General features: G+C 72.8%; 21 protein-coding genes and 2 pseudogenes. 8 read left to right on the top strand and 15 right to left on the bottom strand.

Annotation, left to right across the window (positions count from 1 at the left end; translation table 11 throughout):
• Nucleotide 1: 1 nt before the first annotated feature.
• From trpD to GQS09_RS10005, 5 genes are all read right to left on the bottom strand, one after another.
• On the bottom strand, nucleotides 2-1,069 hold the full coding sequence (gene trpD, locus GQS09_RS10025; RefSeq protein WP_165985655.1) for an anthranilate phosphoribosyltransferase: 1,068 nt from the start codon (nucleotides 1,067-1,069) through the stop codon (nucleotides 2-4).
• 208 nt (nucleotides 1,070-1,277) lie between these two features.
• Nucleotides 1,278-2,921, bottom strand: a complete 1,644-nt coding sequence (locus GQS09_RS10020) for a cytochrome bc complex cytochrome b subunit (RefSeq protein ID WP_165985654.1) — start codon at nucleotides 2,919-2,921, stop codon at nucleotides 1,278-1,280.
• Nucleotides 2,918-3,991 carry a Rieske 2Fe-2S domain-containing protein gene (locus tag GQS09_RS10015; RefSeq protein WP_165985653.1) on the bottom strand — a complete coding sequence of 358 codons (1,074 nt, stop codon included), beginning with the start codon at nucleotides 3,989-3,991 and terminating at the stop codon, nucleotides 2,918-2,920. Before GQS09_RS10015 ends, GQS09_RS10020 begins: the two co-directional genes overlap by 4 nt.
• Entirely contained in the window at nucleotides 3,988-4,797 is an 810-nt protein-coding gene (locus GQS09_RS10010) for a c-type cytochrome (RefSeq protein WP_165985652.1), read from the bottom strand. The genes GQS09_RS10015 and GQS09_RS10010 overlap by 4 nt, the downstream gene beginning before the upstream one ends.
• A 118-nt stretch (nucleotides 4,798-4,915) precedes the next feature.
• Entirely contained in the window at nucleotides 4,916-5,539 is a 624-nt protein-coding gene (locus GQS09_RS10005) for a heme-copper oxidase subunit III (protein WP_165985651.1), read from the bottom strand.
• A 193-nt stretch (nucleotides 5,540-5,732) separates the two neighbouring features.
• Between GQS09_RS10005 and GQS09_RS10000 the strand changes: the two genes are divergently transcribed.
• Complete coding sequence (locus GQS09_RS10000; RefSeq protein ID WP_165985665.1) at nucleotides 5,733-6,134, top strand: response regulator transcription factor; 402 nt, start codon at nucleotides 5,733-5,735, stop codon at nucleotides 6,132-6,134.
• A 93-nt stretch (nucleotides 6,135-6,227) separates the two neighbouring features.
• On the opposite strand, the gene GQS09_RS09995 is transcribed toward GQS09_RS10000, so the two are convergent.
• The 5 genes and pseudogenes from GQS09_RS09995 to coxB all read right to left on the bottom strand — a co-directional run bounded on the left by GQS09_RS09995 (nucleotide 6,228) and on the right by coxB (nucleotide 10,888).
• Nucleotides 6,228-7,529 (bottom strand): Ig-like domain-containing protein, encoded by a 1,302-nt coding sequence (locus GQS09_RS09995; RefSeq protein ID WP_165985650.1) that lies wholly within the window; start codon nucleotides 7,527-7,529, stop codon nucleotides 6,228-6,230.
• Nucleotides 7,530-7,646: 117 nt separating this feature from the next.
• Entirely contained in the window at nucleotides 7,647-8,045 is a 399-nt protein-coding gene (locus tag GQS09_RS09990; RefSeq protein WP_165985664.1) for a cytochrome c oxidase subunit 4, read from the bottom strand.
• Nucleotides 8,042-9,061 (bottom strand): annotated as a pseudogene (locus GQS09_RS09985) (cbb3-type cytochrome c oxidase subunit I); the annotation flags it as partial. The pseudogene GQS09_RS09985 and the gene GQS09_RS09990, both read right to left, overlap by 4 nt.
• A gap of 172 nt (nucleotides 9,062-9,233) precedes the next feature.
• A pseudogene (locus GQS09_RS30930) lies at nucleotides 9,234-9,932 on the bottom strand (cbb3-type cytochrome c oxidase subunit I); the annotation flags it as partial.
• A complete protein-coding gene (gene coxB, locus GQS09_RS09975) occupies nucleotides 9,929-10,888 on the bottom strand; it encodes a cytochrome c oxidase subunit II (RefSeq protein ID WP_165985649.1) in 960 nt (319 codons plus the stop codon). The pseudogene GQS09_RS30930 and the gene coxB, both read right to left, overlap by 4 nt.
• 230 nt (nucleotides 10,889-11,118) lie before the next feature.
• On the opposite strand from coxB, the gene GQS09_RS09970 reads away from it, so the two are divergent.
• Nucleotides 11,119-12,501 carry a cysteine desulfurase/sulfurtransferase TusA family protein gene (locus GQS09_RS09970; protein ID WP_165985648.1) on the top strand — a complete coding sequence of 461 codons (1,383 nt, stop codon included), beginning with the start codon at nucleotides 11,119-11,121 and terminating at the stop codon, nucleotides 12,499-12,501.
• Between the two features lie 64 nt (nucleotides 12,502-12,565).
• Here GQS09_RS09970 and GQS09_RS09965 read toward each other — a convergent pair whose 3' ends face one another.
• Nucleotides 12,566-13,540, bottom strand: a complete 975-nt coding sequence (locus GQS09_RS09965; RefSeq protein WP_165985647.1) for a carbohydrate kinase family protein — start codon at nucleotides 13,538-13,540, stop codon at nucleotides 12,566-12,568.
• A gap of 219 nt (nucleotides 13,541-13,759) precedes the next feature.
• Between GQS09_RS09965 and GQS09_RS09960 the strand changes: the two genes are divergently transcribed.
• A complete protein-coding gene (locus GQS09_RS09960) occupies nucleotides 13,760-15,571 on the top strand; it encodes a hypothetical protein (RefSeq protein ID WP_165985646.1) in 1,812 nt (603 codons plus the stop codon).
• A gap of 133 nt (nucleotides 15,572-15,704) precedes the next feature.
• Here the strand turns inward: GQS09_RS09960 and erpA are convergent, their stop codons facing one another.
• Complete coding sequence (gene erpA, locus GQS09_RS09955) at nucleotides 15,705-16,055, bottom strand: iron-sulfur cluster insertion protein ErpA (protein ID WP_165985645.1); 351 nt, start codon at nucleotides 16,053-16,055, stop codon at nucleotides 15,705-15,707.
• A 257-nt stretch (nucleotides 16,056-16,312) separates the two neighbouring features.
• Between erpA and nadA the strand changes: the two genes are divergently transcribed.
• Nucleotides 16,313-17,503 carry a quinolinate synthase NadA gene (gene nadA, locus GQS09_RS09950; protein ID WP_165985644.1) on the top strand — a complete coding sequence of 397 codons (1,191 nt, stop codon included), beginning with the start codon at nucleotides 16,313-16,315 and terminating at the stop codon, nucleotides 17,501-17,503.
• A 143-nt stretch (nucleotides 17,504-17,646) separates the two neighbouring features.
• Here nadA and GQS09_RS09945 read toward each other — a convergent pair whose 3' ends face one another.
• Both GQS09_RS09945 and GQS09_RS09940 read right to left on the bottom strand, forming a co-directional pair.
• The gene (locus GQS09_RS09945; protein ID WP_165985643.1) at nucleotides 17,647-17,925 is read right to left on the bottom strand and encodes a PspA-associated protein PspAA; all 279 of its coding nucleotides are present in this window, start codon (nucleotides 17,923-17,925) and stop codon (nucleotides 17,647-17,649) included.
• 86 nt (nucleotides 17,926-18,011) lie between these two features.
• Nucleotides 18,012-18,818, bottom strand: a complete 807-nt coding sequence (locus GQS09_RS09940; protein ID WP_165985642.1) for a PspA/IM30 family protein — start codon at nucleotides 18,816-18,818, stop codon at nucleotides 18,012-18,014.
• Between the two features lie 391 nt (nucleotides 18,819-19,209).
• Between GQS09_RS09940 and GQS09_RS09935 the strand changes: the two genes are divergently transcribed.
• Nucleotides 19,210-19,800: a DUF3043 domain-containing protein gene (locus tag GQS09_RS09935; protein ID WP_165985641.1), complete on the top strand. Its 591-nt coding sequence runs from the start codon at nucleotides 19,210-19,212 to the stop codon at nucleotides 19,798-19,800.
• Between the two features lie 198 nt (nucleotides 19,801-19,998).
• On the opposite strand, the gene GQS09_RS09930 is transcribed toward GQS09_RS09935, so the two are convergent.
• The gene (locus GQS09_RS09930; RefSeq protein WP_165985640.1) at nucleotides 19,999-20,214 is read right to left on the bottom strand and encodes a hypothetical protein; all 216 of its coding nucleotides are present in this window, start codon (nucleotides 20,212-20,214) and stop codon (nucleotides 19,999-20,001) included.
• A gap of 143 nt (nucleotides 20,215-20,357) precedes the next feature.
• Here GQS09_RS09930 and GQS09_RS09925 point away from each other — a divergent pair, with 143 nt between their 5' ends.
• The 3 genes from GQS09_RS09925 to GQS09_RS09915 form a co-directional block, all read left to right on the top strand.
• Complete coding sequence (locus GQS09_RS09925) at nucleotides 20,358-21,572, top strand: bifunctional adenosylcobinamide kinase/adenosylcobinamide-phosphate guanylyltransferase (RefSeq protein ID WP_165985639.1); 1,215 nt, start codon at nucleotides 20,358-20,360, stop codon at nucleotides 21,570-21,572.
• Nucleotides 21,573-21,690: 118 nt separating this feature from the next.
• Nucleotides 21,691-22,797: a nicotinate-nucleotide--dimethylbenzimidazole phosphoribosyltransferase gene (locus tag GQS09_RS09920; RefSeq protein ID WP_165985638.1), complete on the top strand. Its 1,107-nt coding sequence runs from the start codon at nucleotides 21,691-21,693 to the stop codon at nucleotides 22,795-22,797.
• 170 nt (nucleotides 22,798-22,967) lie between these two features.
• Nucleotides 22,968-23,537 (top strand): adenosylcobinamide-GDP ribazoletransferase (locus GQS09_RS09915; RefSeq protein WP_165985637.1); only part of this gene is annotated, 570 nt, incomplete at its 3' end.

The following is a 23,537-nucleotide window of genomic DNA, read 5'->3' as shown; positions in this document are numbered from 1 at the left end:
GTCAGGCGTGGGTGGCGCTGACCCAGTCGGCCAGCGTGGTGCGGGCGGCGCCGGAGTCGATGGACTCGGCTGCGCGGGCCATGCCCGCGGCGAGCCGCTCGGCCAGCGGCCCGCTGCCCTGCCCGTCGAGGGCGACCAGTGCGGCGGCGGCGTTGAGCAGCACCGCGTCCCGCACCGGGCCCCGCTCGCCGTCCAGCAGGCGACGGGCCACATCGGCGTTGTGCGCGGCGTCCCCGCCGCGCAGCGCGTCCAGCGGGACGGTCTCCAGGCCGACGCTGCGCGGGTCGAAGGTCTCCCGCGTCACCTTGCCGTCCCGGACCACCCAGACCGTGGAGGTGGTGGTCAGGGTCAGCTCGTCGAGCCCGTCGTCACCGCGGAAGACCAGCGCCGAGCTGCCGCGCTCGGCCAGCACGCCAGCCATGATCGGGGCCATCCGGGCGTCCGCCACACCGGTCGCCTGCGCCCGGACCCGGGCCGGGTTGGTCAGCGGGCCGAGGAAGTTGAACGGGGTGGGCACGCCCAGCTCCTTGCGGGCCGCGGCCACATGCCGCAGCGCCGGGTGGAACTTCACCGCGAAGCAGAAGGTGATGCCCGCCTCGTCGGCCACCCGGGCCACCCGCTCGGGCGGCAGCTCCAGATTGACGCCCAGCTTCTCCAGCACGTCCGAGGCACCGCTGGCGCTGGAGGCGGCCCGGTTGCCGTGCTTGACCACCCGGGCGCCGGTGCCGGCCACCACGATCGCGGACATGGTGGAGATGTTGACCGTCCGGGCCCGGTCGCCGCCGGTGCCGACGATGTCCACCGTCGGCCCGGGGACCTCGATCAGATTGGCGTGCCGGTACATCGTCCGGACCAGACCGGAGAGCTCCTCCACCGTCTCGCCCTTGGTCCGCAGCGCCACCGCGAAGCCGGCGATCTGGGCGTCCGTCGCCTCGCCGCTCATGATCCGGTCCATGGCCCAGGCGGCGGCCTCGGTCGGCAGATCCCGGCCCGCCATCAGGGTGCTCAGCACTTCGGGCCAGGAGTGGGCCGCCAGGGACTCGCCTCCTGCGGGAATCACGGTGCTCATACGCGGCTCCACTCGTATGGATGACGGGGGAATGGGACGGGACGGGGGCCATGGAGGCTGCGGACGTCCGTGGAGGACGGTGACGTGACGGGTGCCACCCTAGTGGCCCCGGGTGACGACGGAGCGGCCCCGTCCACAGCTCGGACGCTGTGCACGGGGCCGCTCGGAACCGGGACCGGGGCCGGCCGGGGCCGGACGCGGGCGGCGGTCAGTGGTGACCGTGGCCGCTGGTGATCTCCCGGTACTCCTCGGCGGTCGCCTTGGGGATCTGCGCGTGCTCGCCGAAGTAGCTCCGGCTGAGCCGGACGCGCAGCTTCTCCATGCGGCCGACCTTGCGCTCCACGCCGTTCTCGTCCACCGCCGGCGGCAGCGCCAGCGGCTTGGGCTGGTCGTGCGCGGTGAGCTTGTAGAGCTGCTCGGGCGGCAGCGGCTCGTGCACCTCGATGAACTCGCCGTGCGGCAGCCGCTTGATGATGCCGGTCTCCCGGCCGTGCAGCACCTTCTCGCGGTCCCGGCGCTGCAGGCCCAGGCAGATCCGCCGGGTGAGGAAGAAGACCACCACCGGCAGCACGAAGAAGCCGATCCGGCAGAACCAGGTGATCGCGTTGATCGACAGGTCGAAGTTGATCGCCCAGACGTCGTTGCCGCCGGCCACCAGGGCCACGAAGTACGCGCTCAGCCAGGCCATGCCGAAGGCGGTGCGGGTGGGCACGTTCCGCGGGCGCTGCGCGATGTGGTGCTCGCGGGTGTCCTTGGTCACCCAGTTCTCGAAGAACGGGTAGAGCATCAGCACGATCAGCATGGCCGGGAACACCCCGAGCGGAACCAGCAGGCCCAGGTTGAGGGTGTACTCGCCGAACAGCTCCATCTCCCACCCGGGCATCATCCGCACCAGGCCCTCGGAGAAGCCGAGATACCAGTCCGGCTGCGCGTTGGTGGAGACCGTCTCCGGCCGGTAGGGGCCGATGGTCCACACCGGGTTGATGGTGACGGTGCCCGCCATCAGGGTCAGGACCCCGAAGGTGATGAAGGAGAAGCCGCCCGCCTTGGCCATGTAGACCGGGAAGAACGGCATGCCGACGACGTTCTTGTTGGTCCGGCCCGGGTTGGCGTAGTGGGTGTGCTTGTGGAAGACGATCAGGATCAGGTGCGCGACCACCAGCGCCAGCAGCAGGCCGGGCAGCAGCAGCACATGGATCACGAAGAACCGCGGGATGATGTCGTGCCCGGGGAACTCCCCGCCGAACAGCAGCATCTGGATCCAGGTGCCGACCACCGGGGTGGCCAGGATGGCGCCCTCCATGAACCGGATGCCGGTGCCGGAGAGCAGGTCGTCCGGCAGCGAGTAGCCGGTCAGGCCGGTGAACAGCGCCAGGATGAACAGCGTGAAGCCGAACAGCCAGTTGATCTCGCGCGGCTTGCGGAAGGCCCCGGTGAAGAACACCCGCATCATGTGGATGAAGATCGCCACCACGAACACCAGGGCGCCCCAGTGGTGGATCTGCCGCACCAGCAGACCGCCGCGCACGTCGAAGCTGATGTCCAGGGTCGAGGCGTACGCCTCCGACATCAGCTGCCCCTGCATCGGGACGTAGGAGCCGTGGTACTCCACCTCGGCCATCGACGGCACGAAGAACAGCGTCAGGTAGACGCCGGTCAGCAGCACGATGATGAAGCTGAACAGCGCGATCTCACCGAGCAGGAAGGACCAGTGGTCCGGGAAGACCTTGCGCATCCCGTACTTGGCGGCGCCGTAGACGCCGAGCCGGCCGTCCGCCCAGTCCGCCAGCCGCTCCCCGGCGGGGGCCCTGCCCCGCCGCGCAGTGGTCGTCTCGTCGGTTGCCGTACTCATCCGCGCTCCCAGAAGCTCGGGCCGGGCGGCTGCTCGAAGTCGCCGAGCGCCACCAGGAAGCCTTCATCGTCCTTGCCGATCCGCAGCTGCGGCAGCGGGTGCCCGGCCGGGCCGAAGAGCACCCGGGCACCGTCCGCCAGATCGAAGGTGGACTGGTGGCAGGGGCAGAGCGCGTGGTGCGTCTGCTGCTCGTACAGGGTGGCCGGGCAGCCGATGTGGGTGCAGATCTTGGAGTAGCACAGGATGCCCTCGTGGCCCCACTCGGCGGACTGCGGGTCCTTGATGTCCTCCGGCTCGATCCGGACCAGCATCACCGCGGCCTTGGCGATCTGCGCGTGGTAGTCCTCGTCGTGCTTGTCGATGGTGGCCGGGGCGGCCTGCACCAGCGAGCCGACGGTGATGTCCTCGGGGCGCAGCGGCTCACCGGTGTTCTCGTTGATGATCCGCACACCGTCGCTCCAGGCGGTGTGGAACAGCTTGTCCCCGGGGGCGGGACCGAGGTCGCGCAGCAGCACCACGCCGGCCAGCGGCACCAGGCCGACCGCGCCGAGCATCGAGTTGCGCATCAGCTTGCGCCGGCCCAGGCCGATGCCGGACTCCCGCACGCCGGCCTGGAACTCGGCCAGCACGTGCTCCTTGACCTCCGCGGGGGCGCCGACCTCGTGCCGCTCCTCGGGGACCTCGGCGTCCGACATCAGGGTGCGCGCCCAGTGCACGGCGCCGGCGCCGACGCAGACCAGCGCGGTGCCCAGGGTCAGGCCGAGCGCGAAGTTGAGCCCGCTGACGCGCCCGAAGGGCCAGATGTGGACGATCTCGTCCACCGGGATCAGCGCGTAGGCGACGATGAAGCCGACGGTGGCCAGGATGGAGGCGAGGAACAGCAGGGTCACCATGTGCTCGGAGCGCTTGGCGGCCCGCTCGTCGATGTCCTGGCGGCGCGGCTGGTGCTCGGGCAGACCGGGGTCGGCGAAGGGGTGCTCCGCCACGGTGGCCGGTGCCTGCTCGGTCTTCATCAGCGGCGTGTCCGGGCCGCTGGAGACGTCGTTGTGGTGTTCGGTCTGGCTGCTCATGACTTCCTGGCCTTTGCGGTGTGGGCACCGATCCAGACGGCGGCGGCGATCAGCGCGCCGATGCCGAAGGTCCAGGCGAACAGGCCCTCGCTGACCGGGCCGTATCCGCCGAGCTGGAACCCGCCCGGGTTGGGGGCCTCGGAGGTGTTGACGGCGTCCAGCCAGGCGATGACGTCCCGCTTGTTCTGCGGGGTCAGCACGCTGTCCGGGAAGGCCGGCATCGCCTGCGGGCCGGTGAGCATGGCCTCGTAGACGAACCGCGGGTCCACATCGGACAGGTCCGGGGCGTACTTGCCGTTCGTCAGGGCACCGCCCTGGCCGGTGAAGTTGTGGCACTGCGAGCAGTTGAGCCGGAACAGCTCGCCGCCGACCGCGGGGTCGCCGGCCGCCGGATCGTAGTCCTCCTCGGTCGGGATGGCCGGGCCGGGGCCGAGTGAGGCGATGTACGCGGCGAGCTGGGCGACCTGGTCCTCGGTGTACACGGCCGGCTTGTCCGGAGCCTGCGGGCCGGGCTGCTGGAGCGGCATCCGGCCGGTGGAGACCTGGAAGTCCACGGCCGCGGCGCCGACCCCGACCAGGCTGGGCCCGTCGCTGGTGCCCTGGCCCTCGCTGCCGTGGCAGGTGGCGCAGCCCACCAGGTAGAGCTTCTTGCCCTCCTCGACGGCGATGGAGGTCTCCGAGGCATCGGCCTGGGCCTCGCCCGCGGGCGCGAGCGCGGCGTACAGCCCCCCTGTGGCCGCCAGCGCGAAGAGGAGGACGACAAGCGCCGCCAGAGGATGGCGCCGTCGTGCGGAGAGCTTTTTCACGGATTACCCCGGTGTCAGGATGTTCTGCGTCGGTTCTTGGGTTGGCGTCCGGCCCGTGCGTCCGCCGCTGCCGCCGCTGCCGCCGCGCGCGGTACGGACGAGCGGACGGGACGGGTGATCACTGGATCAGGTAGATCGTCGCGAAGAGACCGATCCACACCACATCGACGAAGTGCCAGTAGTAGGACACGACGATGGCGGCGGTGGCCTGCTCATGGGTGAAGCGCCGGGCGGCGTAGGTCCGGGCGAGCACCAGCAGGAAGGCGATGAGGCCGCCCAGCACGTGCAGGCCGTGGAACCCGGTGGTGAGGTAGAACACCGAGCCGTAGGGGCCAGACGCGAGCGTGACGCCCTCGTGCGTCACCAGCTCCACGTACTCGGTGACCTGGCCGCCGATGAAGACGGCACCCATGATGAAGGTGATCACGAACCACAGCCGGAGCTTCTTCACGTCCCCGCGCTCCGCGGCGAACACGCCGAGCTGGCAGGTCAGGGAAGAGAGCACCAGGATGATGGTGTTGCCTCCCGAGAAGGGCAGGTTCAGGGACTCGGCCTGGCCCTCCCAGTACTCCGCTCCCATCACCGAACGCAGGGTGAAGTACATCGCGAACAGGGCCGCGAAGAACATCAGCTCGGAGCTGAGCCAGATGACGGTCCCGACGCTGGTGATGTTGGGACGGTTGACCGCCGGGTGGGTCACGTGCCCGGTTTCTACTGCAGTTGCTGTCGCCACGCCCGTCATTATGTCGGTCGCCTATCCCGCGCTCACTTCGGGGGTCCCGTTCGGTGTGTCCGCCTGCCGGGGCCACCGGTCCCGGCCCGCGGCGGGGGCGGCGGGACTCCCGGTGTGCCGCGGGCGGCGGCCCAGGGAGTACGATCCGCGCAAGGGCCCGAGGTGGTACGGGGCCATGCCCCCCGACGAGGAGGACGGACGGATGCAGCGGACGGCCACGGTCCTGGTCTACAGCGACGACGTGAACACGCGCGAGCAGGTGCGGCTGGCCGCCGGCCGGCGTCCGGCCCCGGACCTGCCGCCGGTGGAGTATGTGGAATGCGCCACGCTCCCGGCGGTGCTGAGCGCGCTGGAGGCGGGCGGCATCGACGTCTGCGTGCTGGACGGCGAGGCGGTGCCCGCGGGCGGCATGGGCGTGTGCCGCCAGATCAAGGACGAGATCTTCAACTGCCCGCCGGTGCTGGTGCTGATCGGCCGCCCGCAGGACGCCTGGCTGGCCACCTGGAGCCGCGCCGAGGCGGCGGTGCCGCATCCGGTCGACCCGGCAGAGCTCGCCGCCTCCCTGGCCGCCCTGCTCCGCCGCCGGCTGCCCGCCGCGGCCTGAGCCCGCTTCTCCCGCCGCCCCGGCCGCCCCGGCCGGGGCCGGGCCGGGCGGGCGGGCCGGTCCCGGCCCCCGGAGGCTCCTGGACGGAGGCTCCTAGACGGAGGGGTGGAGGCGGTGCGGTGAGGTGTCGGGGCGGTCCGGGTCGTCCGCGGTGAGCGCGCTGCCCTTGCGCCACTCCTCCCACTCCATGTTCCAGTCGCCGAAGCCGTTGCCGAAGAACGCCATGTCCGGGCCGTAGCCGTTGATGTGCTCGACGATGTCGCCGACCCGGATGTTGTCGAAGAACCACTTGGCGTTCTCGGTGGACAGGCCGGTGCAGCCGTGGCTGACGTTGGCCACGCCGTGCGAGCCGATCGACCAGGGCGCGGCGTGCACGTACTCCCCGCTCCAGGTGAGCCGGGCGGCCCAGTAGACGTCCAGGTCGTAGTCCTCGGCGCTGCCCGCGGCGATGCCCACCGAGGTGCCGCGCATCCGCACGTAGGACTCCCGGCCGAGGATGACCTTCTTGCCGTTGCGGGTGCGGAAGCCCTCCTTGCCGGTGGTCATCGGCATCTGCCGGACCACCTCGCCGTTCCGTCTGACGGTCAGGGTGAGGCCGGCGATGTCGGCGACGGCCTCCACCCGGTCCCCGGTGCGGAAGACCAGTTCCTCGGACTCGCCGCCGCGCAGGCCCTCCCGGATGCGCAGGCCCTCCAGCCCGGCGCTGGCCCGGATGGTGGCGCCGGCCGGCCAGTACTCCCGGGGGCGGTAGTGCAGCAGGTCGTCCTCGACCCAGTACCAGGAGCCCTCGGCGGCGGGTTCGGAGGTGACCCGCAGCGACCTCTCCACCACCGCGCGCTGTTCCGGATCGGCGACCGGTGCGCTGAGCTCGGCGATCACCGGATGGCCCACGCCGTAGGTGCCGGGTTCGGGCCCGAACTCGACCCGGAGCTCCTCGGTCTGCTCTCCCGCCGCGGTGCGCAGGACGTGGGTGGAGCGGCCCGGCCGCCCCTCGGCGTCCTCGGTGGCGATCCGCACGGTGTATTCGGCGCCGGCCGCGAGCGGGGTGGTGGAGCGCCAGGCGGAGCCGTCCGCGTCCAGTTCTCCGGCGATCATCCGGCCCGCCTGGTCCCGGGCGCTGACGTCGGTGATCCGCACGCCGTCGGTCCTGGCGGTGATCTTCAGCGGCCGGGCGGGGTCGACGGCCCGGCCGGGGTCGTCTCCGGCCCTGCCGAGGGAGACGTCACGGGCGGCGTCGTAGGGGGAGGTGCTGTCCGGCGGGCCGGAGCGTTCCGCGGAGCAGGAGGTGATGCCGCCGAACAGCGGGGCGAGTATGAGCGCGCAGCCGAGCGCCAGCCGCCGGCGGGCGGTGGCGGCACGCAGGGCGCGCTCCTCTGCGGCTTTCTCGTGACTCATGGTCACAAAATATGAATATTGCTCCGTAAGGTGCGGATTCTGTTGGGACAAACGGGTTCGGCCCCCCGGACGGATGCGTCCGGGGGGCCGGGCGGGCCGGTCTCTGCTAAGGGCGGATCACTGCGTGCGGTTCTCGCCCCGGAAGTACTCGAAGACCCACAGCCACAGGCCCACCGCGATCAGCGGCGCGGTGAAGTACAGGAACCACCAGCCGAAGACCGGGCCCAGGAAGGCGCACATGGAACCGGCGCCCAGGGCCAGCGGCGCCCAGCTGTGCGGCGAGAAGAAGCCCAGCTCGCCGGCGTCGTCGGCGACGTCCGCCTCCTTCCTGTCCTGCGCCCCGGTGTCCACCCGGCGGGCCGTGTAGACCAGGTAGAAGCCGATCATCAGGGACAGCGCGAAGGCCAGGAGCAGAGCGGTGGTGCCCACCGGCTCCCTGGACCAGACGCCGTAGATGACCGCGATGCCGAGGATGAAGACCGCGAGGATGTTGAACAGGTGACCCTGGATCTTCATGCGCGGGCCTCCTTGGCCTCGGCGGTGTCGAGAACGTCCCGCTTCGGGTTCTCGAGCTGGTCCAGCGTGCTGAACTCCGGGTGGTGAAGGTCGAACGCCGGGGACTCGGAACGGATCCGCGGGATGGTGAGGAAGTTGTGCCGCGGCGGCGGGCAGGAGGTGGCCCACTCCAGGGAGCGGCCGTAGCCCCACGGGTCGTCGGTGTTCACCGGCGTGCCGTACTTCCAGGTCTTCCACACGTTGTAGAAGAACGGCAGCATCGACAGGCCGAGCAGGAAGGAGCTGACCGTGGAGAAGGTGTTGAGGAAGGTGAAGCCGTCCGCGGCCAGGTAGTCGGCGTAGCGGCGGGGCATGCCCTCGGCACCCAGCCAGTGCTGCACCAGGAAGGTGCCGTGGAAGCCGAGGAACAGGGTCCAGAAGGTGATCTTGCCCAGCCGCTCGTCCAGCATCTTCCCGGTCCACTTGGGCCACCAGAAGTGGAAGCCCGCGAACATCGCGAAGACCACCGTGCCGAACACCACGTAGTGGAAGTGGGCCACCACGAAGTAGGTGTCGGAGACGTGGAAGTCCAGCGGCGGGGAGGCCAGGATGACACCGGTCAGACCGCCGAAGACGAAGGTGATCAGGAAGCCGACCGACCACAGCATCGGGGTCTCGAAGCTCAGCGAGCCCTTCCACATGGTGCCGATCCAGTTGAAGAACTTCACCCCGGTCGGGACCGCGATCAGGAAGGTCATGAAGGAGAAGAACGGCAGCAGCACCGCGCCCGTGACGTACATGTGGTGCGCCCAGACGGTCACCGACAGGCCGGCGATGGCGATGGTGGCCGCCACCAGCCCGATGTAGCCGAAGATCGGCTTGCGGCTGAAGACCGGGATGACCTCGGAGATGATGCCGAAGAACGGCAGCGCGATGATGTAGACCTCGGGGTGGCCGAAGAACCAGAACAGGTGCTGCCACAGGATCGCGCCGCCGTTGGCCGCGTCGAAGATGTGGGAGCCGAAGGTGCGGTCCGCGGCGAGCGNGCTTGCGGCTGAAGACCGGGATGACCTCGGAGATGATGCCGAAGAACGGCAGCGCGATGATGTAGACCTCGGGGTGGCCGAAGAACCAGAACAGGTGCTGCCACAGGATCGCGCCGCCGTTGGCCGCGTCGAAGATGTGGGAGCCGAAGGTGCGGTCCGCGGCGAGCGCGAACAGCGCGGCGGCCAGCACCGGGAAGGCCAGCAGCACCAGCACACCGGTCAGCAGCACGTTCCAGGTGAAGATCGGCATCCGGAACATCGTCATGCCCGGGGCGCGCATGCAGATGATGGTGGTGATGAAGTTGACCGAGCCGAGGATGGTGCCGAAACCGCTCAGGGCCAGGCCCATCACCCACATGTCGGCGCCCAGGCCCGGCGAGCGGACCGCGTCGGACAGCGGGGTGTAGGCGAACCAGCCGAAGTCGGCCGCGCCCTGCGGGGTGAAGAAGCCCAGCACCGCGATGGTGGAGCCGAACAGGTAGAACCAGTAGGCCAGCATGTTCAGCCGCGGGAAGGCGACGTCCGGGGCGCCGATCTGCAGCGGCATGATCCAGTTCGCGAAGCCCGCGAACAGCGGGGTGGCGAACATCAGCAGCATGATCGTGCCGTGCATGGTGAACAGCTGGTTGAACTGTTCGTTGGTGACCACCTGGGTGCCCGGGCGGGCCAGCTCGGCCCGCATGATCAGGGCCATCACGCCGCCGATGATGAAGAAGACGAACGACGTGATGAAGTAGAGCGTCCCGATGGTCTTGTGGTCGGTGGTGGTCAGCCACTTGACCACCGTGGCGCCGGGCGAGCGGCGCGGGGGCGGGGGCGTCTCCGCCGGTCCGCCCGCCTGGGTCTGTTCGAGGATGCTCACGGCCTGTTCGTCTCCGCGTTCGTGGCGGCCTCCGTCTGCGGAATGCCGGCCGGGATGTAGCCCGTCTGGCCGCGGTCGGCCAGATCCTGGAGGTGCTCCCGGTACTCCTCGGGAGACACCACCCTGACGTTGAAGAGCATGCGGGCGTGGTCGACGCCGCACAGTTCGGCGCACTTGCCCAGGAAGGTGCCCTGCTTGTTCGGGGTGACCTGGAAGGTGTTGGTGTGACCGGGGATCACGTCCTGCTTCATCAGGAACGGCACCACCCAGAAGGAGTGGATGACGTCCCGCGAGGTCAGGATGAACTGCACGGTCTCGCCCTCGGGGAGCACCAGGGTCGGCCCCGGGTTGCCGGTCTCCGGGTCCCGGTCGGCGGGGATGCCGATGTCGTAGACGCCGTCGGCGTTCTCCGGGACGACCTCCATCATCGACTCCGGGATGGCGGCCAGCTCCTCGGCGCTGTGCGCGTCGCCGTCCGAGGCTCCCACCGGCTCCAGGTAGTTGAAGCCCCAGCTCCACTGGAAGCCCACCACGTTGATCACATGGTCCGGCTGTTCCGAGGTCTTCAGCAGCTCGGTCTGGTCCCGGGCGGTGAAGTAGAAGAGCACGGAGATGACGATCAGCGGCACCAGCGTGTACAGCGCCTCGATGGGCAGGTTGTACCGGGTCTGCGGCGGCACCTCGACCTTGGTGCGGGAGCGGCGGTAGAAGATGACCGCCCACAGGATGAGCCCCCACACGAGCACGCCGGTGACCAGCGCAGCGGCCCACGAGCCCTGCCACAGGGACAGGATCCGGGGGGCCTCCTCGGTCGCCGGACTGGGCATGCCGAGGCGGGGAAAGTCCTCATATGTGCAACCTGTCGCGGTTGCCAGGACCAGGCCCGCAATCAGCGCCTGCGGCAGTTTCCGCCGCATCGGGCGCCGCGACGAGCGGTCGGAGCCGTTGGGACTCACGTAGCGCCTTCCCGAGAGTCTCGCCCGCGCGCTGGGCCGCGGCCTTTCGCGGGGGCGTGGACAGCGGCCGACCGACGCGGGCAGGGGTTTGGACTGTTTGTGCGGACCAAACCCTACTGGACGCCCCCGGGCCCCACGCGGGGAGGCCCCCCCAACGCGCCGCGCCCCGCCACGCGTGGCGGACCGGCCGCCCCGGCCGCCGGCGCGGGGGTGGCGCCTAGAGTGCTGGGGTGCCGTACTTCGACGCCGCATCGACGCTGCCGCCGCATCCGGTGGCGCGGGAGGCCCTGCTGGCCGCCTGGGACGAGGGCTGGGCCGATCCGTCCCGGCTGTACCGCGAGGGCCGGCGGGCCCGGATGCTGCTGGACGCCGCCCGGGAGAGCGCCGCCGAGCAGGTGGGCTGCCGCCCGGACGAGCTGTCCTTCACCACCTCCGGCACCCGCGCCGTGCACACCGGAATCGCCGGCGCGCTGGCCGGGCGGCGCCGGGCCGGCCGCCATCTGCTGGTCTCGGCCGTGGAGCACTCCGCGGTGCTGCACGCCGCCGCCGCGCACGAACGGGCCGGCGGCACCGTCGGCGAGGTGGCCCCGGACCGGCACGGGCGGATCGGCCCCGGCGACTGGGCGGCGGCGCTGCGTCCGGACACCGCCCTGGCCTGCCTGCAGTCCGCCAACCACGAGACCGGCACCGAGCAGCCCGTGGCCGAGGCGGCCGAGGCCGGACGGGCGGCCGGGGTGCCGCTGCTGGTGGACGCCGCGCAGTCGCTGCCCTGGGGGCCGGTGCCGGAGGGCTGGTCGCTGCTGGCCGCCAGCGCGCACAAGTGGGGCGGTCCGGGCGGGGTGGGGCTGCTGGCGGTGCGCAAGGGCGTGCGGTTCGCCGCGCCGGAGCCGTCCGACGAGCGGGAGTCGGGCCGCTCCCCCGGCTTTCCGGGGCTGCCGGAGGTGGTGGCCGCGGCGGCCTCGCTGCGGGCGGTACGTGCCGGGGCCGCGGCCGAGGCGGCCCGGCTGCGGCGGCTGACGGAACTGCTCCGCGCCACGGTGCCGCAGCTGGTGCCGGACTGCGAGGTGGTCGGCGATCCGGTGCGGCGGCTGCCGCACATCGTCACCTTCTCCTGCCTGTACGCGGACGGCGAGGCGCTGCTGCACGCCCTGGACCGGGAGGGGTTCGCGGTGAACTCCGGTTCCTCCTGCACCTCCTCCACGCTGACGCCCAGCCATGTGCTGAGGGCCATGGGCGTGCTGTCCGGCGGCAACGTGCGGGTCTCGCTGCCGCCCGGCACCCGGGAGGAGGACGTGCGGCGCTTCCTGGCCGTGCTGCCCGGGGCGGTGCGCGGGGTGCGCGACCAGCTCACCGCGGGCGCCCCCGCCCCGGCCGTGCCGGACGGGGCGGACGGGCTGGTGATCGACACGCTGGGCGAACGCTGCCCCGTCCCGGTCACCGAACTGGGCCGGGTCATCGGGCGGGTACCGGTGGGCGGGACCGTCACGGTGCTGTCCGACGACGAGGTGGCGAGCCTGGACATCCCGGCCTGGTGCCACCTGCGGGACCACGAGTATCTCGGTGCGGAGCCCGCCGCACGGGGCACCGCCTACCGGGTGCGCCGCACCTCGTGACGTCTCCCGGTGCCGGGAGACGTCACGGGGCGGACGTGCGGCGGTGCGGTGCGGCGGGGCCGCCTCAGGAGAGGTGGTCACGGACCTCGTCGGCGGCCTCGATGCCGTAGGCCTTGGTGAAGCGGTCCATGAAGGAGCCGCGCTTGAGCTCGTACTCCTGGGTGCCGACCGTCTCGATGACCAGGGTGGCCAGCATGCAGCCGAGCTGCGCGGCGCGCTCCGGCCGCGCGCCCCAGGCGATGCCGGACAGGAAGCCCGCGCGGAACGCGTCGCCGACGCCGGTGGGGTCGGCCTTGCGCTCCTCCTCCGGGCAGCCCACCCGGATCTCCGGCTCGCCGGCCCGCTCCACCACCACGCCCCGCGCGCCCAGCGTGGTGACCCGGGTGCCGACCCTCCGCAGCACCTCGTCGGCGCTCCACCCGGTCTTGGACTCGATCAGCGCCTTCTCGTACTCGTTGCTGAACAGGTAGGCCGCGCCGTCGGCGAGATTGCGGATCTCCTCGCCGTCCATGCGGGCCAGCTGCTGGGAGAAGTCGGCGGCGAACGGAATGCCCCGGGTGCGGCACTCCTCGGTGTGCCGGCGCATGGCCTCCGGGTCGTCGGCGCCGATGTGCACCAGGTCCAGCCCGCCGACCCGGTCGGCGATGGTCTTCAGCTCGATCAGCCGGGCCTCGCTCATGGCGCCGGAGTAGAAGGAGCCGATCTGGTTGTGGTCGGCGTCGGTGGTGCAGACGAAACGGGCGGTGTGCAGCAGCTCGGAGACACGGACGTGTGAGGTGTCCACCCCGTGCCGGTCCAGCCAGGCGCGGTACTCGTCGAAGTCCGCGCCGACCGCGCCGACCAGCACGGGGGCCGCGCCCAGCTGGCCCATGCCGAAACAGATGTTGGCCGCGACCCCGCCGCGCCGCACCTCCAGGTCGTCGACCAGGAAGGAGAGCGAGACGGTGTGCAACTGGTCGCCGACGAGCTGGTCGGCGAAGCGTCCCGGGAAGGTCATCAGATGGTCGGTGGCGATCGAGCCACAGACGGCGATTCGCACAGCGGTCTGCTTCCTTGAGAGTGACGGGAACGAGGAAAAGCGTATCCGCCCGGCACCACCGGCGGGGGCGGAAGCGGACGGGACCGGGGAACCACTTGCGGGGGCGCTCCGTCCAAGGGGCATACGACGCACGGCGCGGGGCCGCGGAACCGTCCGCGAGCGGCGGCCCCCGCGTCCGTGACTGTCCGGTGACTGTCCGGTGACTGCGAGGAGTGAGCCGTGAGCGAGAAGGAGAGTCCCGAGGAGGCCCCCGGAGTGTCCGGCGGCACCGGCACGGAGCCGCCCGCCGGGGCGGCCGGGCGCGCGGGCACGGAGCGGCGGCGGCACTGGCCGGCCGTGACCGCCGTGACCGCCTCGGTGGTGCTGCTGGCCGGTGCACTGTACGGCGGCGGGGCACTGCTCGCCGCCCGGGACGGCTCCGCGGACGGCGGGCCGGACCCCCTGGTGCTGGACGACCTGGGCGGCACGGCCGCGCGCAACGGCGTCGATGCGGCCATGGAGGCCGACACCTCGATGCCGGCGTACCACGGCATCGTCTACGAGGCGGCCGGCGAGCTTCCCGAGGGCCCGGACAGCGCCCCGGTGCACCGGTTCACCGGTGAGGTGGACGGGGACACGGTGGCCGGTCTGGCCAGGGCCCTGGGCGTGAAGGACCCGCTGGAGGAGAAGGACGGCTACTGGACGGCGGGCAGCGGCGCCGGCACCCGGGACCCGATGCTGGTGGTCACCGAGGACGACACCGGCCAGTGGCATCTGACCTCCTATCCGCTGGAGCCCGAGGAGCTGCTGCCGGATCTGGGGGCGCCCGACGGCGCGGACTCCTCGGTGAGTGGTCCGGAGGACCTGGAGGCCCGGGAGCGGGAGATCGCCGAGGCGGAGAAGGCGGAGGCGGAGAAGGCGGAGGCCGCCGGCCGGGACGCCGCGGAGCCCGTGGAGCCCGTGGAGGACCTGCCGGCCGAGCCGGGGCCCGGGGAGGAGGACGGCTTCGGGCTGGAGGACGCGCCCGAGCCGGAGAACGTGCCGGCCGGACCGCCGGTCTCCGAGGAGGAGGCGCTGGCCGCGGTGCGGCCGGCCCTGGAGGTGCTGGGCCTGGCCGGCGCCCCGGCGGACGCCTCCGACGCGTGGGGCGACGTGCGCACCGTGATGGTGCAGGACGAGGTCGGCGGGCTGCCGGTGTACGGCTCCTACACCTTCTTCGAGGTGGGCCCGGAGGGCCGGGTGACCGGGGGCTGGGGCACGCTGGCGAAGACCACGGCGGGCGAGGAGTATCCGCTGATCGGGGCGGCCGAGGCGCTGGAACTGCTGAACGAGCAGCAGACCATGTGGGCCTCCGCACCCGCGCTGCGGGCCGGCCCCGAGGCCGGCACCGAGGCCGGCACCGAGCCGGCGGAACCGGCCGGGGAGCCGGCGGCGCCCGCCCCGGAGACGGTCGCGGTCACCGGCGCCGAGCTGGGCCTGAGCCTGCACTACTCGCAGGGTGAGCCGCTGCTGGTGCCGGCCTGGCTCTTCCGGGGCGACACCGGCAAGGCGGAGAGCGGCCATGTGGCAGGCCACCCCGCCGTGGACCCCGGGTACCTGGCCGGGCCGGACACCGGCGCGGACGGCGACGCGGACGGCACGGATGCCGGCTTCGGCGGCTCCGGGGGCGCGGACAGCGGCGAGGGCCAGTCGCAGCCGGGCAGCAAGGGCTCGGCCGGTGACGCCGCCCCCGACCCGGGCGAGGGCGGCGGGGACGTCGCCGAGCCGGAGCCGGGCGAGGCGCCCGAGGACACCGGCGTGTACGTGGAGACCTACCGGCCCGAGGACACCGTGCTGGTCTACCACCACTGGACCGGGGTCTGCGGCACCTACACGACCACCGCCGAGGAGACCGCCACCACGGTCACGCTGCGGGTGGAGCACAGCGGGGTCGACGAGGACACGGCGTGCATCATGATCGCCGAGGAGACCGTCCACAAGGTCGAGCTGGCGAAGCCGGTCGGCGACCGCACCGTCCTGGACGAGTCCGGGAACCCGGTCCCCGTTCGCTGACCCGGTTGCCGGGACAGGGCAACAGCCGGGCGGGAACGGAACACGGCAGAGGCGGTGGTCCTCCACGGGGGAGGATCACCGCCTCTGTCATGTCTGCCGTGCCCGGCCCGCGGGGCCGGCCGGCCCCGCCCGCTCAGCTGAAGGAGTCGCCGCAGGCGCAGGAGCCGGTGGCGTTGGGGTTGTCGATGGTGAAGCCCTGCTTCTCGATGGTGTCCACGAAGTCGATGTGGGCGCCGTGCAGGTACGGGGCGCTCATCCGGTCGGTGACGACCTTGACGCCGTCGAAGTCCTTGGTGACGTCCCCGTCGAGCTGGCGCTCGTCGAAGAAGAGCTGGTAGCGCAGGCCGGAACAGCCACCGGGCTGCACCGCGACCCGGAGCGCGAGATCGTCACGGCCCTCCTGTTCGAGGAGGCTCTTCACCTTGGCCGCGGCGGCGTCGGACAGAATGACGCCCTCGACAGCGGTCTTGTCCTCAACGGACATCTGCTTCACTCCCGGGTTGAACGGACTGCTTGGCCGCCTGCTGCAACAGCGGGCTCGCCGCAATCATTCCGGCGCCCGCCGGATCTCCATGCTCGCACACCTCTGCCGGCGGCGGTATGCGTCACAGTGACGCGATCCGCATCGTCAAACCGACGAGAAGCGGTTATCATGAATAATGTCAATGAGACGATAAGGGGCTGTCGCCGGAGCCTGCGCCAGACCTCGCACGGAGAAGCCAAGAGAAAGGGTGCGTGTCAGTGACCACCGCCCAACCCCTGGACGTTCAGCCGACCCCGCTCGCCCTGCTGCTACTCGGCCGCGGCGCCGACCCGGCGAGCGAGCGCGGCGTGGACTGCCCCGGCGACCTGCCGCCCCCCTCCGACCCCCGTCTGGTGGAACGGGCCCGTGCCGCCAAGGCGGCGCTCGGGGACAAGGTGTTCGTGCTCGGCCACCACTACCAGCGGGACGAGGTCATCCAGTTCGCCGACGTCACCGGTGACTCCTTCAAGCTGGCCCGGGACGCCGCCGCCCGCCCCCAGGCCGAGTACATCGTCTTCTGCGGCGTGCACTTCATGGCCGAGTCCGCCGACATCCTCACCTCGGACGCCCAGCAGGTGGTGCTGCCCGACCTGGCGGCCGGCTGCTCCATGGCCGACATGGCCACCGCCGAGCAGGTCGCGGAGTGCTGGGACGTGCTGACCGAGACCGGTGTGGCGGATGTCACCGTGCCCGTGTCCTACATGAACTCCTCCGCCGACATCAAGGCGTTCACCGGCCGGCACGGCGGCACCATCTGCACCTCCTCCAACGCCCGGCGCGCACTGGACTGGGCCTTCGCCCGGAACGGCGGCCAGGACACCAAGGTGCTGTTCCTGCCCGACCAGCACCTGGGGCGCAACACCGCCGTGCGGGACCTGGGCATGTCCCTGGACGACTGCGTGGTGTGGAACCCGCACAAGCCGAACGGCGGACTCTCCGCACAGCAGCTCCGCGACGCGCGGATGATCCTGTGGCGCGGGCACTGCTCGGTGCACGGCCGGTTCTCCCTGGACTCGGTCCGCGAGGTGCGCGAACGCATCCCCGGGGTCAATGTCCTGGTGCACCCCGAGTGCCGGCACGAGGTGGTGGCCGCGGCCGACCACGTCGGCTCCACCGAGTACATCATCAAGACGCTCCAGGCCGCCCCGGCCGGCTCCACGTGGGCCGTCGGCACCGAGCTGAACCTGGTGAAGCGGCTCGCCCACCGCTTCGCCGCGGAGGGCAAGGAGATCGTCTTCCTCGACCGCACGGTGTGCTTCTGCTCCACCATGAACCGGATCGACCTGCCGCACCTGGTGTGGGCCCTGGAATCGCTGGTGGACGGCAAGGTCGTCAACCGCATCCGGGTCGACCCGGAGACCGAGAGGTACGCCCGGCTCGCCCTGGAACGCATGCTCGCCCTGCCCTGACCGGCGGACCTCCGGCCGGAACACGTGCCGGACCGGAACGGCCGGGCCCCCGGCGCCTCCCACGGAAGGCGCCGGGGGCCCGGCCGTTCGCCACCGGTCCCGCCAGGACCGGGCGAACTCCCTCGTACGCGCGGCCGCCCGGGTCAGCCGGGGATCAGGCCGTCGTCGGTGAGCATGGCGCGGACCTCGTCCAGACTGGCGTCGGGCGACGGCAGGATCAGCTCGGACGGCTCCAGCGCATCGGCCGGCAGCGGCGCCCCCATGGTGCGCACCGCCGCCAGCAGGGCGGCGAGCGTGCGCCGGAAGCCGGCCTCGTCACCCGCCTCGACCTCGGCCAGCAGCTCGTCGTCGAGCTTGTTCAGCTCGGGGAAGTGGCTGTCCTCCAGCCGGACCTGCCCCTCCCCCATGATCCGTACGATCACTGCTACTCCTCGTGGTGAGCGTCCTCTCGGCGGCCGTCAGCCTGCCAGAGCCCCGCGGCCCGGACAGCGCGTGACACGGCACACGCTCAGGGCTTGTCGAAACGGATGTCGCGCTGCTGCTCCTGGACGGCCTCCTGCGTGCCCTCGGCGCCGGAGCCGCCGCCCTCGATGGCCTGCTTGGGGGCGCTGCCGCCCGCCAGCTCGGCCTTCATCCGCTGGAGCTCCAGCTCCACGTCCGAGCCGCCGGAGATCCGGTCCAGTTCGGCGGCGAGGTCGTCCTTGGCCAGGCCCGAGGGGTCGTCCAGGGCGCCGGAGGCGAGCAGCTCGTCGATCGCGCCGGCCCGCGCCTGGAGCTGCTGGGTGCGGTCCTCGGCCCGCTGGATGGCCAGGCCCACATCGCTCATCTCCTCCGAGATGCCGGAGAAGGCCTCCCCGATCCGGGTCTGCGCCTGGGCGGCGGTGTAGGTGGCCTTGATGGTCTCCTTCTTGGTCCGGAAGGCGTCGACCTTGGCCTGGAGCCGCTGGGCGGCCAGAGTCAGCTTCTCCTCCTCGCCCTGGAGCGTCTGGTGCTGCACCTCCAGATCGGCGACCTGCTGCTGAAGCCCGGAGCGCCGGGTCAGCGCCTCGCGGGCGAGATCCTCGCGGCCCAGCGCCAGCGCCTTCTTGCCCTGGTCGCTCAGCTTGTCGGACTGCCTGCGGAGCTGGTTGAGCTGAAGCTCCAGCCGCTTGCGGGACGTCGCCACGTCGGCGACCCCGCGCCGCACCTTCTGCAGCAGTTCGAGCTGCTTCTGGTACGAGTAGTCGAGCGTCTCGCGCGGGTCCTCGGCCCGGTCCAGGGCCTTGTTGGCCTTCGCGCGGAAGATCATCCCCATCCGCTTCATGACACCGCTCATGGGCCTCGCGCGCCCCCTTCGGACAGCCTCGTTATTCGGCATTCACTGCTCGCCCCCTACCCTACGGGGGCCTCTTCTATTAGCGCACTGTCCGGCGCTTCGTGCGCTCCTCCTGCGGAATGATCGGCGTCGTGCCGCCTCCCGCCCAGGGAGGAGGAGGCCGTGCACCCGGAGGAGCAGACGCGGCACCGCCCGCCCCGGCACCGGCGCGCCGCTCCCGGCCGGCCGGGTGACCGGCGGTCACCCGCGGTGGTCCGGCCGTCACGCAGCCGTCATGCGGGGGCCGTCCGGCCGTCACAGGGCGCCCGTACGGTCCACGGCACGGTCATCGCTGCACGATCGTTCCCCCTCCGGGGGACGTCCACACCACGGGACAGCTTACTCTTGGGGTGTGTTCCGAAGCCGTTCCAAAGAGCCAGAGCAGACCACGGCGCCGGCGACCGACGAGGCGCCGGCGCGTGACCCCCAGGCGCCCAAGGGCAGGCCGACGCCGAAACGGCGCGAGGCACTCGCCCAGCGAAAGGTCGCGGTCAAGCCCCCGGCCAACCGCAAGGAGGCCGCCCGCCGCGCCCGCGAGGCCCGCAAGGCACAGCTCGCCAAGCAGCGCGAGGCGCTGATCAGCGGCGACGAGCGCTATCTGCCGTACCGGGACCGCGGTCCGGTGCGCCGCTTCGCCCGCGACTTCGTGGACGCCCGGTGGCAGCTGGCCGAGTGGTTCCTGCCGATCGCGGTGGCCATCCTGATCCTCAGCATGTTCCCGGCCTACGACGCGTTCGCGCTGCTGGCCTGGGCGCTGATCATCGTGCTGATCGTGGTGGACGAGACCATCCTCGGGTTCCGGCTGCGCGGTGCGCTGCGCCGCCGCTTCCCGGACGAGAACCGCAAGGGCGCGGTCTTCTACGCCATCCTGCGGACCCTGCAGATGCGGCGGCTGCGGCTTCCCAAGCCGCAGGTGAAGCGCGGCGACGCGCCGCGGGACTGACACCGCCCGCCGGGTCCCTGCGAACGCGACGGAACGCGAAGGCCGCCGGGCGCGTCCCATGACGCCCCGGCGGCCCTGTGCACGCCCGGGTACCGCTCCGCCCCCGGCTCCGGAGCCCGGTGCCCCGGCCGGCCGGTCGCGGTGTCCCGCCGGGCGCCGCCGCCCGGCTCCGCGCCGGCCGGCCCTCAGCCCCCGTCCTCAGCCTGCGTCTTCGGCGTGCAGGCTCATCGGCCCGTACACCTCGGTGCCGTCCTCGGTCAGCCGCACCTGGTCGATGCCCTGTTCCAGCAGCTCCCGCCAGACCTCGCCCAGCCAGGACTCGGCGTCTCCCTGGGTGCCGAATTCTCCCGGCGGCTCGGCGGGCTCCACCGCCGTGCCGTCCGCCTTCTCGAAGCGCCATTCCCAGACCGTCACGCCCGCCTCCCGACGTCGTCGACCACCTGCCTGCCAGTCCTGCCGATCATCACCGTACCGAGCGCAGGCGTCCCGGACACGGGTGCCCCGCTCCGGCGTAGCACCCCGCGCGCTCCGGGCCGTCCGGACGAGAGGATCCAGATGTGGACGTGACACTGCTCGGCACCGGCGGCCCGGCCGGCTTTCCGCAGGCCGACTGCCCCTGCGCCGCCTGCGCCCGCGCGCTCGGGGCGGAGGCGCGGGCCGCCACCTCGGCCCTGGTGGACGAGGTACTGCTGCTGGATCTCACCCCGGGCGCCGCGCTCTCCGCGGCACGCGCCGGGCACAGCGTGCACCGGGTGCAGCAGGTGCTGCTCACCCATCCGCACGACGGCGCGGCCGTGGAGGCACCGCCGGAGCTGCCCGCCCCGGTCCGGGTGCCGGACGGCCGGGAGCTGACCCTGCTCTCCGGCCACCGGGTCCGCGCGATGGCCCTGGACTCCCCCGGCACCGGCTACGCGGTCACCGCGCCGGACGGCGGCCGGCTGCTCTATCTGCCGCCCGGCGGCGCACCGGCCGGTCTGGGCGAGCCCGACCACACCTTCGACGTGTGCCTGCTGGACGTCACCGGCCGCCCGGACGCGCTGGCCCGGCTGCGCGCGGCCGGAGCGGTCACCTGGGCCACCGAGATCGTGGCCGTGCACCTGGGCCATGACGTGCCGCCGGGGGCGGAGCTGCACCGGCGGGTGGCGGCGGCGGGCGCGCGGGCGGTGCCGGACGGCACCACGCTGCGCGCGGGAGACGGGATGCGCACCCTGCCCGAGGTGCCCGAGGTGCCGCGCCGCACCCTGGTGCTGGGCGGGGCGCGTTCGGGCAAGTCCGCCGAGGCGGAACGGCGGCTGGCCGCCTTCCCGCAGGTGGAGTACGTGGCCACCGGCGGCCGCCGGGAAGGCGACGCGGAGTGGGCCGAACGGGTGACCGCGCACCGCGCGCGCCGCCCGGCGGACTGGACCACCACCGAGACCTGCGAACTGGAGCCGCTGCTGGCGGACGACGGGCCGCCGCTGCTGATCGACTGCCTGGCGCTGTGGCTGACCGACGCCATGGACCGGGTGAACGCCTGGGACGACCGTGCGTGGCGGTCCGGCGCACCGCAGCGGGCACTGGCGGAGCGGGTGGCCGGGCTGACCGGCGCGCTGCGCCGCACCCGGCGGATGGTGGTGGCGGTGAGCAACGAGGCGGGCTGGGGAGTGGTCCCGGCCACCGCCTCGGGCCGCCGTTTCCGTGACGAACTGGGCCGCCTCAACGCGGCCGTCGCGGCCGAGTGCGAGCACGTCCTCCTCGTCGTCGCCGGCACCGCCCGGGTGCTCCGCCCCTAGCCTGCCGGCGGGCACCGGGCCGCATGGCGGGGCGGTGGGCGGCGCGGGGCGGCGGGCGGCGGGCGGGGGGCGGTGGGCGGCGGGGCTGGTGAGGGACGTCCTCGGTAATCTCGTGCCCATGAGCGAAGCCAGCCTTGATCTCGACGACTTCGGTGACCTCATCGAGCGTCCCAGCGCCCGGGTGCGGCGGGAGGCCGAGGCCCGCCGCACCCGTACCGGACTGACCCCGAGGTCCCTCGGCCGGCTGGACGAACTCGGGCTGTGGCTGGCCGCGGCCCAGTCCTCGGTGCCGGTCACGCCGGTGGCCGCACCGAAACTGGTGCTGTTCGCGGGCGACCACGGCATCGCCGGGCTCGATGTCTCGGCCCGCCCGGCCGGCACCGCACAGACCCTGGTCCGGGCGGTGCTGGACGGCACCGGCCCGGCGGCGGTGCTGGCCCGCCGGGCCGGGGTGCCGCTGCGCATCGTCGACATGTCGCTGGACTGCGCGCCCGATCAGCTGCCCGCGGAGGTCACCCGGTACCGGGTGCGGCGCGGCTCCGGCCGGCTGGACATCGAGGACGCCCTCACGGACGAGGAGGCGGAGCGCGCCTTCCGGGCCGGCATGGCGGTGGCCGACGAGGAGGCCGACGCGGGCACCGACCTGCTGCTGCTGGGCGACCTCTCGGTCGGCGGCACCACCGCGGCGGGCGTCCTGATCGCGGCGCTGTGCGGCACGGACGCCTCGGTGGTCACCGGCCGCGGCGGCGTCCGCATCGACGACCTGACCTGGATGCGCAAGTGCGCGGCGATCCGGGACGGGCTGCGCCGCGCCCGCCCGGTGCTGGGCGACCAGCTCCGGCTGCTGGCCGCGGTCGGCGGCGCGGACCTGGCCGCGATGACCGGCTTCCTGCTCCAGGCGGCGGTGCGGCGCACCCCGGTGATCCTGGACGGGGTGGTGTCGGCGGCCTGCGCGCTGCTCGGGCAGCGGATCGCGTTCCGGGCACCGGACTGGTGGCTGGCCGGGCACGCCGCGGCCGGCGAGCCGGGCCAGGCCAAGGCCCTGGACCGGATGACCATCGAGCCGCTGCTGGACCAGGGGCTGAGCGTGGGCGAGGGGGTGGGCGCGCTGCTGGCCCTGCCGCTGGTGCAGTCGGCCGCGGCCCTGGCCGCGGAGCTTCCCGAACTCCCCTCCCCCGACGCCGAGGAGGCCCCGGCCACCACGGCGGCCACCGACGCCACCTGAGCCCGCCCGGCGGAACGGCGGGCGGAACGGCGGGCCCGCGGAACGGCGGCGAGCGATCCGCGCGGCCGGTCGCGGTGGCGGGCCCGGGGACCGGGGCAGCGGGGTACCGGGGGGTGGCGGACACCCGGGGGCTGCGGGGCGAGGAACCTCGGCGCTACGCTCCAGTGGCGATGAACGACGCCGACCCGCCGCCCCCCGGCCCCCCGTCCTGCCCCCCGCCGCCCGCGGCACCGCCCGGCGGCGGGGCGCAGCGCGGCGCGCCCTCGTTCGCCGACGGGCTGAGGTTCGCGTTCGGCACCCTCACCGTGCTGCCCGTGACGGCCACCCGGTGGGACCGCGACACCGCCCGCCTCGGCATGCTCTGCGCCCCGCTGGCCGGGCTGGCGGTCGGCACGGCCGCCGCCCTGCTGGGCGGCTTCCCGCTGCTGCTCGGCTCCGGCGCCCCGGTCGCGGCCGTGGTCACCGTCGCCGTCACGGCCCTGCTGACCCGTGCCCTGCATCTGGACGGCCTCGCCGACACGGCCGACGGCCTGGGCAGCGGCAGGCCCGCGGCGGAGGCGCTGCGCATCATGAAGCGCTCGGACATCGGCCCGTTCGGGGTGATCACCCTGGTGCTGGTGCTGCTGGCGCAGACCGCCGCGCTGACCGGGCTGTACGCGCAGAGCTGGGCACAGGGCGCGGCCGGTGCGGTCGCCGCCGCGCTGGCCGCGCGCGCGGCCCTCGCCTGGGCCTGCCGCCGG

The sequence above is a fragment of the Streptomyces sp. YIM 98790 genome, assembly GCF_011421595.1.
In the GTDB taxonomy this organism is placed as follows: domain Bacteria; phylum Actinomycetota; class Actinomycetes; order Streptomycetales; family Streptomycetaceae; genus Streptomyces.
The sequence above is the reverse complement of the archived record's forward strand: the minus strand, read 5'-3'. Positions and strand labels throughout refer to the sequence as shown.

Bases quoted from the DNA above. Each gene is read 5' to 3' on its own strand.
- trpD (WP_165985655.1), bottom strand. From the start codon at position 1,069: ATGAGCACCGTGATTCCCGCAGGAGGCGAGTCCCTGGCGGCCCACTCC.
- GQS09_RS10020 (WP_165985654.1), bottom strand. From the start codon at position 2,921: ATGAGTACGGCAACCGACGAGACGACCACTGCGCGGCGGGGCAGGGCC.
- GQS09_RS10015 (WP_165985653.1), bottom strand. From the start codon at position 3,991: ATGAGCAGCCAGACCGAACACCACAACGACGTCTCCAGCGGCCCGGAC.
- GQS09_RS10005 (WP_165985651.1), bottom strand. From the start codon at position 5,539: ATGACGGGCGTGGCGACAGCAACTGCAGTAGAAACCGGGCACGTGACC.
- GQS09_RS10000 (WP_165985665.1), top strand. From the start codon at position 5,733: ATGCAGCGGACGGCCACGGTCCTGGTCTACAGCGACGACGTGAACACG.
- GQS09_RS09995 (WP_165985650.1), bottom strand. From the start codon at position 7,529: ATGAGTCACGAGAAAGCCGCAGAGGAGCGCGCCCTGCGTGCCGCCACC.
- GQS09_RS09990 (WP_165985664.1), bottom strand. From the start codon at position 8,045: ATGAAGATCCAGGGTCACCTGTTCAACATCCTCGCGGTCTTCATCCTC.
- erpA (WP_165985645.1), bottom strand. From the start codon at position 16,055: ATGTCCGTTGAGGACAAGACCGCTGTCGAGGGCGTCATTCTGTCCGAC.
- GQS09_RS09940 (WP_165985642.1), bottom strand. From the start codon at position 18,818: ATGAGCGGTGTCATGAAGCGGATGGGGATGATCTTCCGCGCGAAGGCC.
- GQS09_RS09920 (WP_165985638.1), top strand. From the start codon at position 21,691: ATGAGCGAAGCCAGCCTTGATCTCGACGACTTCGGTGACCTCATCGAG.